A 14834-nucleotide genomic window follows, 5' to 3' on the forward strand; every position below is an offset into this window, starting at 1 on the left:
ATAATGTTGATAAAAAAATGAATATGTTTCGACAGCTACTGAAACTGAATTCAACAGGTAAAAAATAGTCGTTTGCTGAAATGCAGCTTAATAGTCTAAGGTACGTAATTTTTATATATGTAGCCATGCAACTAATATTGAATAACAAACGTTTTAAAGCTAAGCCATCGATCCTTTTAGCTGCAAACACAACTGATATAACAGCGGAATTTCGATCGGTTTAGCTAAATAGTGTTCGAAACCAGTTGCTTTATAGAGTTCAATATCTTCATCCATTACATTCGCTGTAACTGCAATCATGGTAATGTCAGGATAGATTTTTTTGATTAATGTACAGGCTTCGATGCCATCCATAATTGGCATTTGGATATCCATGAAAACGACATCAGGCTGAAATTTCCCGGTTAAGAGCACAGCCTCTCGGCCATTATTAGCAACCATCATTTCAATGCCCGTATCTTTCATCATCGACAGGAATACCGTCTGATTAATTATATTATCTTCTGCCAAAACTGCCTTCATGCCTTGTAAGTTTGGCGTGTCGATAATTCGCGCTTTTGAGGATGAGATATTACTCTGACGTTCTTTTTTTAATGGCAACTGAATCATAAAAGTAGAGCCTTTCCCCAACTCACTTTTTACTTGAATATCCCCACCCATCATATCAACCAAACTTTTTGTGATTGCCATACCGAGTCCGGTACCGCCATATTTTCTCGTGGTTGACCTGTCGGCTTGTTCAAATCGACTAAATAGGCTCAGTAAATAATCTTCCGACATACCAATACCGGTATCTGACACTGTTATTTCCAAGCTAGCATTTGATGATTGTCCTAGCGTAATGCTTACCTTACCTTGTTCTGTAAACTTGGCTGCGTTAGACACTAGGTTCAGCAGTATTTGTTTGATCCGAACTGGATCGCCTTCCCAAAAAGGGTGATAGTTTTCTTTTCGGTCCACTTCCAATGTATTAGCCAACTCTTGTAGCTGTATTTGCACCGATTGTTCGATACTTTTTATTATCCTGTCTAAGTCAAATGGGGTGCTTTCTAAACTTAACTTTCCTGCTTCAATTTTTGAAAAATCCAGGATGTCGTTGATGATTGTCATGAGTGCACGCGAGGAAAATTCCGCATTAGCCAAAAACTCGCGGCTTTCTTCAGATTGTGGTTGTTGATTTAACAATTGCAGCGTGCCTAAAATACCATTCATTGGGGTTCGTATTTCGTGACTCATATTTGCCAAAAACAGTGATTTTGCTGAACTTGCGTTATCCGCAGTATTCTTTGCTATTGCGAGCTCTTTGTTCTTTCGCCCTAACAGTTTCAAGTTGTGCAAAAGTTGCTCATTAGTGTTACCCAAAGCGACTGTTTGTTCATGAACCTTTTTGCTTAAGCGACGATTAAAGTAATATTGCTGTGATGAGTAGATCACGATAGCAATGAAGAAAATTAATAATACATATATATAGCGCTGATCTAACTCGAAAGATGATGCTTCATAATCAGTTAAAAAAAGCCCATCAATATTGGATTTCTTATCGACCATGCCTAAGTCACGATAGGTTTGTGCAATACTTTCAAAACGTTCGGGGAACACGGTGCCTATTTCAACAATTTTATGCTTAAGCATGTTGGCGGTTTCTTTTGCTTCCGCCAAGATGACTGCTCTGTCGGTTTCCACTTTATATTCATTAATCAATAAATCTGCTATTTCTTCTTGATTTTCCAACGCATAAATCCAGCCCTTAATTGAGGCTGAAACAAACTTTTTAACGCGTGGTAAATTTGATTCAACTTCGTTTTCTGTAGTGAAAATCAAGTCACCATAAAAGTCGACACCGTAGCTACTTGGGTCAATAATATTGATGTTTTGACCTTTTGCCGCATACTTTATTGGTTGGTTTGAGCGATAGCCTGACATGACATCTGTGACGTCGTTAATTAAAGAGTCATCGTCAAAGTTATGCTCAACATAAGTGTAATCAGAGGTATCAATACCATACATTTCTAATATAGCTAACAACGGTGCATCATCAACGCTACGTTGAAACATGATGCGTTTTCCAGCTAAGTCATATGGGTTTGTGATTGCTTTGTCTGCTAAAGACAGAAAGATTAAAGGGCTGGCTTGGTAGATGGTACTGGCTATTACAACCGGCTTTCCTTCCATACGTTGCACAACAATACTGGAATCGGCTATGCCATAACTTGCAATGCCATTGATGACATCATCTATTGCTGACGTAGACCGATCACGTTCACGAATTTCTACATCTAACCCAACATCACGATAATAACCCTGTTGTTTTGCCGCATAATACCCAGCAAACTGAAATTGATGAAACCACTTTAGTTGTAGGACAATTTTCTCCTGCCCCCACGACGGAACAGAACAAAATAAAATCAAAAGGCAAACCAAAAATCTCTTCAACACTGAGTCCATCTATAACCAAAAAGCAAATAACAAGGGGTCAGGTTTCTTGAACCATAACAAGGGGCCGGGTTCGTTGAACCGCAAAACTCAAGGCATAGCTTAACGATATATTCTCAAGAATACATCAATTCATTCTATGGCGCTTTCTTCAATCGAGCGATTACAGCTTGATTCGCATCGTTAACGCCCTCCATGAGACCCTTTAAAAAGAAGACTGAATTGTCATGATCAGCAGGCAAAGTAGATAAACGTGTTTCAAGTACAGCTAGAATGTTTCCTACACCTTCGCAGACGTCTTGACTGTTGAGTTCTTGACACTCCAACTGCAGCTGCATTGCAATCACTACAACTTCATTAATATCTTTGGAGGCGAGCCTTTCAGCAACAGCATTCGACTCATTGTTCTGGTGCTCAACCGCAGCGTAAGAAGGTACTATGCCTCCTATAAATAATAAAGCGCAGGTTAGTAAGAGAAGTTTCATCGCCATGTCCAATAAGATCATTAGGGTATTGAATTTATCGGCTACTTCTTTAGAAGCTGTAACATGAATAACAAGGGACCAGGTTCTTTGAATAAGGCTATTAAACGAGGCTATCAAAGAACCTGGCCCCTTGTTATTTGTGGTTATTTCAAGAAACCTGGCCCCTTGGTTTCTTTGGTTCTGTTAAGGACTTGTTTGCTATTTTATTCGTCCAGAGTGCGCCTAGCATTGCGAGTATGAAGCCGGGGATTGCTATTAGCTTTGGTACTTCGTCGGCAACCAGCCACGCTACGAGTGCACCAACCGCGGGCACCATAAACATAATCGAAGCCACTTTAGCGATCGAACCCTGTCTTACCATGGTGAACATCAAAAGGATGCCCACAATTGAATTACCAAATATCAAAAATGCCATCGCTCCCCAGAAAGGCAGCGCGTTTTCAAACACGAGTCCTTCAAAGGCAAATGCGAATGGTATAGAAATGGCAGAAGCAAAAGCATATTGCACCCACGTGGCGACAATCGGATGTACGCCCAATTTACGCTGTTTTTCAATTACCTGACCTATAGATAGGCCAACAACGGCTGTAAACCCAAGAATGGCGCCTAACAAGTAACCCTCATTTCCTTGCATATTTACGCCAATAATTAATGTTGCCCCCAACAGTCCTAGCGTCAGACTAGCCCATACATTCCAAGCAGGTATTTTTCGAGCAAGCAGAGCGCTTGCTATAATCACTAATACCGGCTGCGAAGCCGCAAACAAGGCCATAATGCTTGCACTTGCTCCTAACTTCATGCCCACATAAATACTCCCAAAATGGCCTATGTGCAGAAACAGTCCTGTTCCCATAAGAGCGTACGATTTTCGAAAATTGGGAATAGGCAAACGCAATAATATAACCAACGGCGTGAGCGCTAAGAACGCACCTGCGAAACGAAAAGCCAGCAAATTAAGGGGCTCTGTGTATACCAGTGCAAGTTTTCCCATAGCATAACCCGCACTCCAAACGAGCAAAAATAGGACAGGATAAAAAGGTTTGAGTATTGAGAGCACAAGCGTCTTGCCGACAAGAATTAGTGTGTTGATGCTAGCATGCAATTAAATATCGTCAAATCCAACTGAAGTCGCATATCCCTAATTTCAACTTTGCATTATGGTTATCCATAGGTTAAGACGCTAGCCGAAGTTCACAGGCCGTCATAGACAACAATTTAAGAAGGTAAACAGTTATGTCTTATGCAACAGAATATCAAGCATCAATTGACGATCCAGAAGCGTTTTGGGCTGACAAAGCGAAACAGCTACCTTGGTTTAAAGCACCCGAAAAAATACTGTCTGATGACGAAAACGGTATTAAACGATGGTTTGCCGACGGTGAGATGAATACTTGCTATATGGCACTAGACCATCATGTTGCTGAAGGCCGAGGCGACCAAGCCGCTCTTATCTATGATTCGCCTGTTACTGACACAAAAATGCAGCTTACCTACAACGAATTGTTAGACAAAGTCTCACGTTTTGCTGGCTTGTTACAAGCCAATGGCGTTAGCAAAGGCGATCGCGTTGTCGTCTACATGCCAATGATCAGTGAGGCCGTTATAGCGATGTTAGCCGCAGCTCGAATCGGAGCGGTGCATTCAGTCGTATTTGGTGGATTTTCAGCTCACGAGCTAGCTGTGCGCATTGATGATGCTCAACCCAAGATGTTAATCACAGCATCGTGCGGCATCGAAATAAACCGTATCATCGAATACAAGCCCATGATCGATAAGGCCATTGAACTCGCTGCTTATAAACCAGCAAAAGTTGTCTTGTTGCAACGCAAGCAGTGTATTGCGAACATGCATGAAGGCCGCGACATTGATTGGGCTGAAGCCATGAAAACGGCACAACCGGCTGAGTGCGTAAGCGTTAGTGGAACAGATCCTTTATACGTGCTGTACACATCAGGAACCACCGGCAAACCTAAAGGCGTGGTGCGCGACAATGGTGGACATGCCGTTGCTTTAAAGTACTCAATGTCTGCCGTCTATAATATGCAGCCCGGCGATGTATTCTGGGCGGCATCAGATGTGGGCTGGGTAGTTGGCCACTCCTACATTGTATATGCCCCACTATTACACGGTTGCACAACAATAGTTTATGAAGGTAAGCCGGTAAGAACTCCTGATGCCGGTGCATTTTGGCGCGTTATTGAAGAGTATAAAGTAAAAGCCATTTTTGCCGCACCTACAGCGTTTAGAGCCATTCGTAAAGAAGATCCGGAGGCTCAATTACTCGAAAAATATGACCTATCCTGTTTAGAAAGTGTGTTTATGGCCGGTGAGCGGCTCGATCCGCCAACCTACGAATGGACGAAAGAAAAAACCGGAAAACCAGTTATTGATCATTGGTGGCAAACTGAAACCGGTTGGGCCATTGCTTCAAACTTAATTGGTATTGAAACATTGCCTACTAAGCCAGGCTCGGCAACCAAACCTGTTCCTGGTTTTAACATACAGATACTTGATGCTCTCGGGCACCCAGTTCCGCCAAATACGCAAGGCGCGATTGCAATAAAGTTGCCTTTACCACCAAGCTGCCTCGCCACTATTTGGGGTGATTTTGACCGCTTTGCTTCCGGTTATCTGAGCGAATACCCAGGCTACTACTGTTCTGGAGATGGCGGATACATAGACGAGGATGGCTACCTATTCGTCATGGGTCGCACCGACGATGTCATTAATGTTGCGGGCCATCGCTTATCTACCGGTGAAATGGAAGAGATTTTAGCCGCCCATGATGCTGTAGCGGAGTGCACCGTCATTGGCGTTTACGATAGCCTTAAAGGTCAAGTTCCAGTAGGTTTAGTGTTGCTAAAGGATGGTTCCACTATAAGTGATGTCGACTTACAGTCGGAGTTAGTTGCCATGGTTCGTAATGAAATTGGTCCTTTAGCATGTTTGAAGCAAGTACTCGTTGTGCCTCGTTTGCCGAAAACACGTTCGGGCAAAATATTGCGCAAACTGTTGCGACAAATAGCGGAAGATCAGACCTTCGTGATACCTTCCACTATAGATGATCCAGCCAGTATCGATGAAATTAAAGCGATCATGCAAGATAACGATCTGGTGAAACCATCGGTGAATTGTTAGCTGTATTTACGTCACACATAAATTTATTAAGCTGGCTTTAGATTAGTGAGTAAGTTCTGCCGTCTCACTAATCTCTTGCCAAGCTTGCCTGCATTGCAGGAAAAAAGACACGTTGGATTTATACTTTGCCATCTTTTTAAAACGCAAAAATGAAACATCAAACAAAATAACAATCGTTCAACTATAAGGCTTTTAAACAATAATCCGCTAACGCAATAAAACTGTCATACAATTAAAATACACTTTTAAATATTCCTGCTACAAATAGCATTGAGTCTATCGATATAAATCTAGTCGAAAAACGAAATCAGCCGAAGCCAAACTATTTCTGACAGTGTTAAAACTGATTACTCTAAAAGGCACCCGCAAATACATGCTTAATACCACCACTTCAAAATTTAAGACGCTCAAAACCAAAATTTTGACGCTTATTACCATAGCGCTTCTGATTATCGGTGTTATTGCCGTTATTTCTAATGTCATGCTCTCCTCGCAAATAAATCGGTATCAGAAACTCATAGAAGTAGAAAACAGCGCAGCTTCACAAATTGGGGCTGTGAATTTACAGTTTAAAACGCAAGTTCAGGAATGGAAAAACGTATTGCTTCGTGGTCATCAAGCGGAAGATCGAGAGAAATATTGGGCTAAATTCGTTCAACAACACGAACTAGTGCAGCAATTGGCAACTGACATTTTATCCCTGAATTTAAGTGCTTCAATAGAAAACCAAGTAAGAGAGTTTAGGCAAATACACGCTTCATTGTTATCAAAATATGAAATTGGCAGACAAGCGTTTGTCGACGCTAATTTTGATCACAAAAAAGGGGACTCTGCCGTAAGAGGAATTGATCGAGCACCTACTAAAACTTTAGAAACATTGGTAAAGGACATTCAAAAGCAGCTTAATAATAAAAATGCAGTGCTCGAATCGCAGGCCAATCAAAGCAAATGGATGGCCATTTTCGCTATATTTGCTTCTGTTGTCATTAGTATAATCTTTGCAAACCTATACATGAACAAAAGAGTCATTAAGCCAATTGTTTCCCTCATAAAACAGTTAAAAGCGCTAAGCCAAGGAGATTTTAATGCCGCAGCGATTGCTAATAGAGAGGATGAAATTGGTGAAATGTCTTTCGCAATTCAAGTTTTAAGTCATAAATTGCGCAATGTTTGTGAGCACTTACAAGAGATACAGGAAAAGCTTGCCGAAGTAAGTAGTGGAATAACTCAAGGTTCTAACAAGTTAGTTTCTAGTTCTGAACAGCAAAATACACAAACAATGGATGCGTCAGCCGCGACTGCAAAAATGACGCTAATGTCGGCTCAAGTAGCAAGCGATATTAATCAGGCCACTGAACTCGCAATAAAAGCTAAAGAATCCGCAAGCTCAAGCCAAAAAGTGATGCAAGAAACGATAGAAACAATACGCATGTCGTCCACGCAGATAAAAGAGACTGCTAACGTCATTGAACATCTCGACGATGATGCTAAAAATGTTGGCAGCGTTGTTGATGTTATCAATAGTATCGCTGAACAAACTAACTTACTCGCCCTAAACGCAGCAATTGAAGCCGCGCGTGCGGGTGAGCAGGGTCGGGGATTTGCTGTAGTAGCAGATGAAGTTAGGACATTAGCCTCAAGAACGCAAAAATCTACAGAAGAAATTCAAACGATCATCGCGAAGCTGCAGCAAGGAGCCCTAAATGCCGTTGAAGCCATTCGAATTGGAAGCCAAAATGTGCAACTCAGTGAAGAAAAAGTGCAGCAAGCAGACAGCATTTTGCGCACAGTGGATACATCAGTTTTTCACATAACCGAGTTAAATCAAAAAGTATCTCAGGCTATGGCTATTCAAGCACAAGCTAGTAAAGAAATTAATGAAACGATTGAGTCCTTGCGTGAAGTATCCGAACTAAATCATAAGGAGGCGCAAGATCTGCAAAAAGATAACACTATTTTATCCGAGATTAAGTCAGATCTTGAATTAGAAGTGCGGACCCTATCCAGCTAATGTTGAATTCATTATGGTAAACAACTTCACACTATATTTTCATTGCTTGCATTGGAAAGTGTGAGCACATGTATCAACGCGAGAAGTATTACATTAACTTGGCGAACATTTCAGCACTCTTCAATCTGGCCTTTATGTCATGTATCGGCATCGACACTATCAACTCGTCGACCTCTGTTGCATCGATAAATTTATGTAGTTTATCTGAGACTGTCTGTGGAGAGCCGACCAAGGCATAACGCAATATGTGTGAAAGCATCGCTTGATCTGCATTAGTGCATATTTGCGATAGGTCGTCTACAGGTTTGGCGAATGGTCGATTTGCGCCTTGTCGCATATTCATGAATTGCTGTTGTACAGAGGTAAACAAATATCTAGCTTCTTCGTCAGTATCCGCAACCACTGCCATCACACCGGCCATGATATACGGTTTCTCGCTTTGTTCCGACGCTTCGAACATTGAACGGTATAAGCTAATTGCATCAAATAACTGATCCGGCGCAAAATGCGATGCGAAGGAATACGGCAAACCGAATTTACCAGCAAGTTGCGCGCTGTATAAACTGGAACCCAATAACCAAAGCGGTATATGTGTATTAGCCCCCGGAACAGCAACAATGCGCTGCCCATCTTTTGGTGTTCCCAAATAATGCTGTAGTTCGCGAATATCCGCTGGGTAACTATCCACATCAGATTGCAGATTGCGTCTTAACGCATTAGCCGTAGCCATATCAGTACCAGGAGCACGACCTAGGCCCAGATCGACTCTACCTGGAAACAAAGTCGCTAAGGTACCAAATTGCTCAGCTATTACTAACGGCGAATGATTAGGTAGCATCACGCCACCTGAACCAATTCTTATTGTTTTCGTGGCAGCTGCAATATGCCCAAGTACAACGGCAGTGGCAGAACTCGCTACACCATGCATACCATGATGCTCGGCTAACCAAATACGATGATAGCCACTTTTTTCTGCTTGAACCGCCAGTTGCCGAGAACTATCAAGCGCGTCAGCAATGCTCGTGCCTTCGCCTATTGGGGCAAGATCTAACAAGGAGAATGGAAGTTTCATAGACAACCTGAAAAATAACGCGAATTTGACATCATCATATATGAATGACAATCAGGGTGCTTTACAGTTTTTGATTTATCATGTAATTATAACTTTAGATACTTTTAGATTGTTCGATAGAAGGTAATATAGAAATCGAGTTAAGCAGCGGGACGTTGAAGTAAAATAGTCCTTTTTAAAGGCTTACAATAGCGTATTTCAAATCAAGCAATTTAAAACGGCAAATTCACTCTTTAAGGTCTATTATGTAAATAGCTTAATATTTTTTTAGTTTAACGTGGATGCAAAAACAATCAGCACTAAATTAGCCCATCAAACAGCCCTAAATGGCTCCATTCATCAGCTTTTCGATGCCGTGGATGTTATCTCTGTTCAAGGATACGATGAACAGCGTAGAGTTATTTATTGGAACGTCGGCAGCGAATTACTTTATGGGTTTACCGAAGCAGAAGCCCTAGGGAAAAAGATAGAGGAACTGATTGTTCCTGAGTCTATGCGCCATTTAGTCGTCAGCGCTCACAATGATTGGATAACAAAAGAAATTGAAATCCCTGCCGCAGAAATTACCCTGTGCAATAAAGACGGTGATGATGTCAGCGTATATTCAAGCCATGTAATGTTCACAAACCAATACAATCAAAAGCAAATGTATTGTATTGATATTAATTTGGCTGATGTGATTCAAGCTCAAGAACAGGCGATGTTCAAAGCGAATATGCTGAAAGCCGTGTTTGAGGCGACTCCTGACCTATTTTTCTTAATGGAAGAAGATGGAACCATTGTTGATTATCACGCCAGCAATACGTCAAAACTCTATGTTCCACCCGAGCATTTTATTGGTAAGCAGATAACCAGCGTGCTTCCGGAAGGCGTTTGTGACAAATTCAAAATTCATATTGCTAAAGTACTAAAACAGAAAGGCGTAGCCAGTTTCGAATATGAGTTAGATGTACCAAGCGGCTTGCACTATTTTGAAGCCAGAATTAGCCTTTTACAATCATCCAGTCAAGTTGTCGTCATCGTTAGAGATATTACAGAACAGCATAAAACCGCTGAAGTCATTCGCCAGCATGCTTATTTTGACACGTTAACGTCATTACCCAACCGCTTTCTATCGCTCGACCGTTTATCACAAATGCTTAACGAGGCTGAAAGAAACAACGAGAAAACGGCTGTGCTGTTTTTAGATTTGGATGATTTTAAAAAAGTAAATGATTCATTAGGTCACGAGGTTGGAGACAAACTCCTGATTGAGGCCGCCAGCAGGCTGCAACTCGCATTGCGCAAAGAAGACACCGTCGGTCGTTTAGGAGGTGATGAATTTATCGTTTTGCTACGCGCCTTGGCCAATAATACTAGTGCGATAGATATTTCTGAAAACCTACTCAAAATTTTTAGAGAACCTTTTCAAATAGACGGCAGAGAACTCATATTGACCTTGAGTATCGGTATCGCAATTTATCCTGAAAACGGTGATTGCGCGTCTGACCTATTACGCAACGCCGACACAGCTATGTATCAAGCAAAGGCCATGGGACGTAACGCTTATTCATTTTTTACTAAAGAAATGAACATCGTTATGACACGGCGTTTTGAAATTGAAGGGCAACTGCATGGTGCGCTAGAGCGCAATGAATTTGAAGTTTATTATCAGCCGCAATTGAATGTGAAAGATGGCAGCATAATGGGTGCAGAAGCTTTGCTTCGCTGGCGCAACCCAATGTTGGGAAACGTCACGCCTGATGAATTTATTCCTATTGCTGAACAGACGGGGTTAATCGTACCCATAGGAAAATATGTCATTGAGCAGTCGCTTAGCTTTTTAAGTGAATGGCAAACTGCGAGTCAACAGGACTATATGATTGCGGTAAACTTATCGCCTCGTCAATTTAGAGACAATGACTTAATCGAATTCATCAAAAAAGCACTAAGTGATACAAATATCAATCCAGACCATTTGGAGTTTGAGATCACGGAAGGCGTATTGATGATTGGCAAATCGTATATAGACGAGGCCTTACTTGAATTACATAAGCTGGGAATAAAGTTATCTATGGATGACTTTGGAACAGGCTATTCCTCTTTGAGTTATTTGCGGCAATATGCCTTTGACGTTCTAAAGATCGATCGAAGCTTTATCAACGGCATCACTCTGAAGAAAGAAGACTGTGACTTAGTAAAAGCAACCATAGCTATGGCTCACAGCCTAGGCTTGGTTGTTGTTGCTGAAGGCGTCGAGATGCGAGAACAGCTTACCTTATTAGAGGATTTAGGCTGTGATTACGTGCAGGGCTATTATTTCAGCAAACCAATACCCGCTAGAGAACTTCTCGAATTTAAGCACACGAAAAATTCTTAGTTTTGCTGCTTTGGCTCGTAATAGCGCAAAATTCTTACGATACAAACGTATTGCCTGTCTGAAAAATTAATGAGCTAACGGATTGCTGTTTTACCAATGCTGATGCATGGTTGCAAGGCGATAGTGTTTTTATACTTTATTTCTGTATACGTTAAGTACAAATTAAATTTTCTAGGCTGCCACAATTATTAAGGACTACCGCTTATGCAAGGATTTTGGACTGAGTTTTTCCGCGGGGACTATATGCCTCATGGGCATTGTTATTTGTGGCAACCGGGTATCCTTTGGACCAATGTTATATCCGATCTGGTTATCGCATTCTCCTATTTTTCCATCCCCTTTGTACTCCTTTACATGGTGCAACAACGCAAGGACCAGAAATTTAAAGGCGTTTTTATCTTGTTTGCCTTATTTATTTTGTCTTGCGGCCTCACCCACCTCTTCTCTGTCTATACTATATGGAACGGTAGCTATGGAACGCATGGCATACTAAAAGCCATAACGGCCGTTGTGTCAGCATTAACCGCAGCGGTGTTATTTCTAAATTTAGACAAATTAATTGCTATACCAACTCCTGCTGAATTAAAAGCCGCACAGGCAAAAGCGGCTGAAGAAGAAGTTAAGAGAATGCGGCTTGAGGTTGAATCTCGCGCTAATTCTATATTTCAGTTTTCTATTGAGCTATTTCCCACCGGCGTGCTGGTCATAGATAAAAATCAGAATATTCAAATTACTAATAAATTATTGGAAGAAACGTTTGGATATAAAAAACATGAATTAATACATCAAGATATCAGTATATTACTGCAAGATAAGCACGCCGAAAGTCACAAAACATTGGTTAACAGCTATATGGAACAACTGTCTAGTGAAAGGCAGATGGGAGAAGGAAGATTAGTTTGGGGTCTTACAAAGTCTGGCGATTCAATACCGGTCGAAGTGACTTTGTCAGTGCACGAGTTCGAAAATGAACGATATACTTTTGCTTCGGTTGTCAGCGTTAGTGAAGTTGGTGTTCAGAAGAAGCAATTCTTAGAGAGTTCAAAACGTTTGCAACGCGCTGTTGATGCTACCGATGTGGGTATTTGGGAATGGAACGTATTGACTAATCAAGTGTGGTTTAGTCCAAAATTCATTTCATTTCTTAACACCAATAAACGCGAAGAAGAGATGGTCTTTGATGATTGGTTATCACATGTCCATCCCGAAGATGTCTCTAGAGTACAGACTTCTTTAGAGGCCCACCTTGAAGGCAAGGGTGGCTATGATGTGTTATACAGAGGTAAAAATAGTAACAACGAGTATATATGGTATCGAACTGTAGGCGACTCTATTTTTGATCAATCTGGTAAGCCTCTTTTGATGTCAGGTACGTTGACGAACGTCAATCAATTAAAAGTATTACAAACCGAATTAGAGGACAATAATCAGTTCTTGGATGCCGTATTAGCGCAGTCAAACTCAGCCATATTTATTGTTGATATTAAAACTAATCACTTAAAATTTGCAAACAAGCAGGTGACTTCGTTATGGGGATATACAAACGAGGAACTTGAGGAATTGCTTCATGAACGACGTCTTTCGACACTAATTCATCCCGAGGATCTTGCGCCCTTAGAGCGCCATATAGCGACGCTAAGAACCTCAAAGTTACATGAAAAAATTACATTTGAGACTAGAGTTTTACATAAACAAGGACACTGGGTATGGTCATTATTTAGTAATGCAACTTACTCGACGGAATTACAAGGCAATCCCCGTGAAATCTTAGGCTCTGCGGTTGATGTATCAAATATTAAGGAACGAGAAGAAAGTAATAAACGTTTAGCGAAAGAGTTTTTAGATACTTTCGAACAAGCTGCAGTAGGCATAGCGCACGTTGGATTAGACGGCAGTTGGTTAAAGGTTAATAATAAAATATGTGAAATCTTAGGTTATGAGCGTGATGCCCTCTTAGCTCTCAATTTTCAAAAAATCACGTATCCAGATGATTTAAGCCGCGATGAGAGCTTGCTACAAACTCTACTAGACGGCGAAATAAATCATTACACAATGGAGAAACGATATATTCGTAAAGATACCTCTATTGTTTGGACAAGGTTAACTGTATCGATAGTTCGCCATGATGATGGTACTAACAATCACCTTATTTCTGTGATCGAAGATATTAATCAACAAAAAAGTTTAGAAAGTGACTTGTTAAAATCTAATGAGGAGCTTGAGCAGTTTGCCTACGTGGCTTCGCACGATTTGAAAGAGCCACTGCGCACAATGCAAACTTATACCTCGTATTTAATCGCCGACCTAAAAGCGAACAAAACTGAGAGAATAAAGCAGGATAAAGAATTTATTGATAATGCTTCCAAAAGAATGACATCGTTGATTGATGATTTGCTGCAGTTCTCAAGAGTCGGTAACGCCGAAGTTCATCTTGTCGATACAAACTTAAGCAGGGTCATACAACAGGTAGTAGACGATCTTCAAACAAAAATAAGCGAAACACAAACAACCCTTGAATTTGACAAAGACTTACCAAACGTCATTACTGATCCTGCGCAACTTAGGCTTGCATTGCAGAATTTGATTCAAAACGCCATTAAGTTCTCTAGCAAAGAAGGGCTGCCATTTATTTCAATATCCGTTGAACAAAGTGACAATCAATTCTTAAAAATTCATGTGAAGGATAATGGCATCGGTATCGAACCTTCAAATCAGGCTCAAATATTTGGTTTATTTAAAAAGTTACATGGCGATACCGAGTACCAAGGCACGGGGTTAGGCCTAGCCATCGTTAAAAAAATAATGCACAGTTTATCTGGCGACATATCAGTAGTCTCAACACCGGGCCAAGGCTCGACATTTACGCTACACATTCCTTACAATCAAACGGGGAGGTTATGATGAGAAGAAAGGCCCATATTATGCTGGTTGAAGACAACCATTCAGACCAAGTAATGGTAGAACGAGCCTTGGAAGATGGCAAAATTGCCTGTGATTTAACCATTTTGCCAAATGGACAAAAAGCCTTAGAAAGCCTTAGAGACATGCTGTTATCAGATTCATTGCCTGATCTTGTGCTGATGGACATCAATATGCCGGTAATGGACGGAAAGCAAACGCTTCAGGAGATAAGAGCCGATCTTGAATTGAAACACTTACCTGTGGTGATGTTAACGACTTCTAATCGTGAGAAGGACGTAATAGAAAGCTATCGGCTAGGTGTGAATGCTTACTTAACCAAACCCGTCCTAGATTCTCAGTTCATTAAAACGATTCAGCAGCTGGAAAATTTTTGGTTTGAACTTGTGGTATTGCCCAACAAAATAAAATAGATAT

General features: G+C 41.0%; 9 protein-coding genes. 5 read left to right on the plus strand and 4 right to left on the minus strand.

Going from position 1 to position 14834, the window contains the following annotated elements; genetic code table 11:
• Positions 1–159: 159 nt before the first annotated feature.
• The 3 genes from GNIT_RS17770 to GNIT_RS15870 form a co-directional block, all read right to left on the minus strand.
• Positions 160–2409 (minus strand): ABC transporter substrate-binding protein, encoded by a 2250-nt coding sequence (locus GNIT_RS17770; protein ID WP_158307656.1) that lies wholly within the window; start codon positions 2407–2409, stop codon positions 160–162.
• A gap of 161 nt (positions 2410–2570) precedes the next feature.
• On the minus strand, positions 2571–2918 hold the full coding sequence (locus tag GNIT_RS15865; RefSeq protein ID WP_148261729.1) for a hypothetical protein: 348 nt from the start codon (positions 2916–2918) through the stop codon (positions 2571–2573).
• Positions 2919–3066: 148 nt separating this feature from the next.
• Complete coding sequence (locus tag GNIT_RS15870) at positions 3067–3909, minus strand: DMT family transporter (RefSeq protein WP_049786947.1); 843 nt, start codon at positions 3907–3909, stop codon at positions 3067–3069.
• A gap of 242 nt (positions 3910–4151) precedes the next feature.
• Here GNIT_RS15870 and GNIT_RS15875 point away from each other — a divergent pair, with 242 nt between their 5' ends.
• Together GNIT_RS15875 and GNIT_RS15880 are read left to right on the plus strand one after the other, a co-directional pair.
• Complete coding sequence (locus tag GNIT_RS15875; protein ID WP_014110316.1) at positions 4152–6056, plus strand: propionyl-CoA synthetase; 1905 nt, start codon at positions 4152–4154, stop codon at positions 6054–6056.
• Positions 6057–6429: 373 nt separating this feature from the next.
• Entirely contained in the window at positions 6430–8067 is a 1638-nt protein-coding gene (locus GNIT_RS15880) for a methyl-accepting chemotaxis protein (protein ID WP_014110318.1), read from the plus strand.
• A gap of 88 nt (positions 8068–8155) precedes the next feature.
• Here the strand turns inward: GNIT_RS15880 and GNIT_RS15885 are convergent, their stop codons facing one another.
• Entirely contained in the window at positions 8156–9139 is a 984-nt protein-coding gene (locus GNIT_RS15885) for an LLM class flavin-dependent oxidoreductase (RefSeq protein WP_014110319.1), read from the minus strand.
• Positions 9140–9416: 277 nt separating this feature from the next.
• Here GNIT_RS15885 and GNIT_RS15890 point away from each other — a divergent pair, with 277 nt between their 5' ends.
• The 3 genes from GNIT_RS15890 (at position 9417) to GNIT_RS15900 (ending at position 14830) form a co-directional block, all read left to right on the plus strand.
• Complete coding sequence (locus GNIT_RS15890; protein ID WP_014110320.1) at positions 9417–11498, plus strand: EAL domain-containing protein; 2082 nt, start codon at positions 9417–9419, stop codon at positions 11496–11498.
• Positions 11499–11702: 204 nt separating this feature from the next.
• Positions 11703–14399, plus strand: a complete 2697-nt coding sequence (locus tag GNIT_RS15895) for a PAS domain S-box protein (RefSeq protein ID WP_014110321.1) — start codon at positions 11703–11705, stop codon at positions 14397–14399.
• Positions 14396–14830 carry a response regulator gene (locus GNIT_RS15900; protein ID WP_049786948.1) on the plus strand — a complete coding sequence of 145 codons (435 nt, stop codon included), beginning with the start codon at positions 14396–14398 and terminating at the stop codon, positions 14828–14830. Before GNIT_RS15895 ends, GNIT_RS15900 begins: the two co-directional genes overlap by 4 nt.
• Positions 14831–14834: the final 4 nt, after the last annotated feature.

It is taken from the genome of Glaciecola nitratireducens FR1064 (assembly GCF_000226565.1).
In the GTDB taxonomy this organism is placed as follows: domain Bacteria; phylum Pseudomonadota; class Gammaproteobacteria; order Enterobacterales; family Alteromonadaceae; genus Glaciecola; species Glaciecola nitratireducens.

Bases quoted from the DNA above. Each gene is read 5' to 3' on its own strand.
- GNIT_RS15865 (WP_148261729.1), bottom strand. From the start codon at position 2,918: ATGAAACTTCTCTTACTAACCTGCGCTTTATTATTTATAGGAGGCATA.
- GNIT_RS15870 (WP_049786947.1), bottom strand. From the start codon at position 3,909: ATGGGAAAACTTGCACTGGTATACACAGAGCCCCTTAATTTGCTGGCT.
- GNIT_RS15875 (WP_014110316.1), top strand. From the start codon at position 4,152: ATGTCTTATGCAACAGAATATCAAGCATCAATTGACGATCCAGAAGCG.
- GNIT_RS15880 (WP_014110318.1), top strand. From the start codon at position 6,430: ATGCTTAATACCACCACTTCAAAATTTAAGACGCTCAAAACCAAAATT.
- GNIT_RS15885 (WP_014110319.1), bottom strand. From the start codon at position 9,139: ATGAAACTTCCATTCTCCTTGTTAGATCTTGCCCCAATAGGCGAAGGC.
- GNIT_RS15895 (WP_014110321.1), top strand. From the start codon at position 11,703: ATGCAAGGATTTTGGACTGAGTTTTTCCGCGGGGACTATATGCCTCAT.
- GNIT_RS15900 (WP_049786948.1), top strand. From the start codon at position 14,396: ATGATGAGAAGAAAGGCCCATATTATGCTGGTTGAAGACAACCATTCA.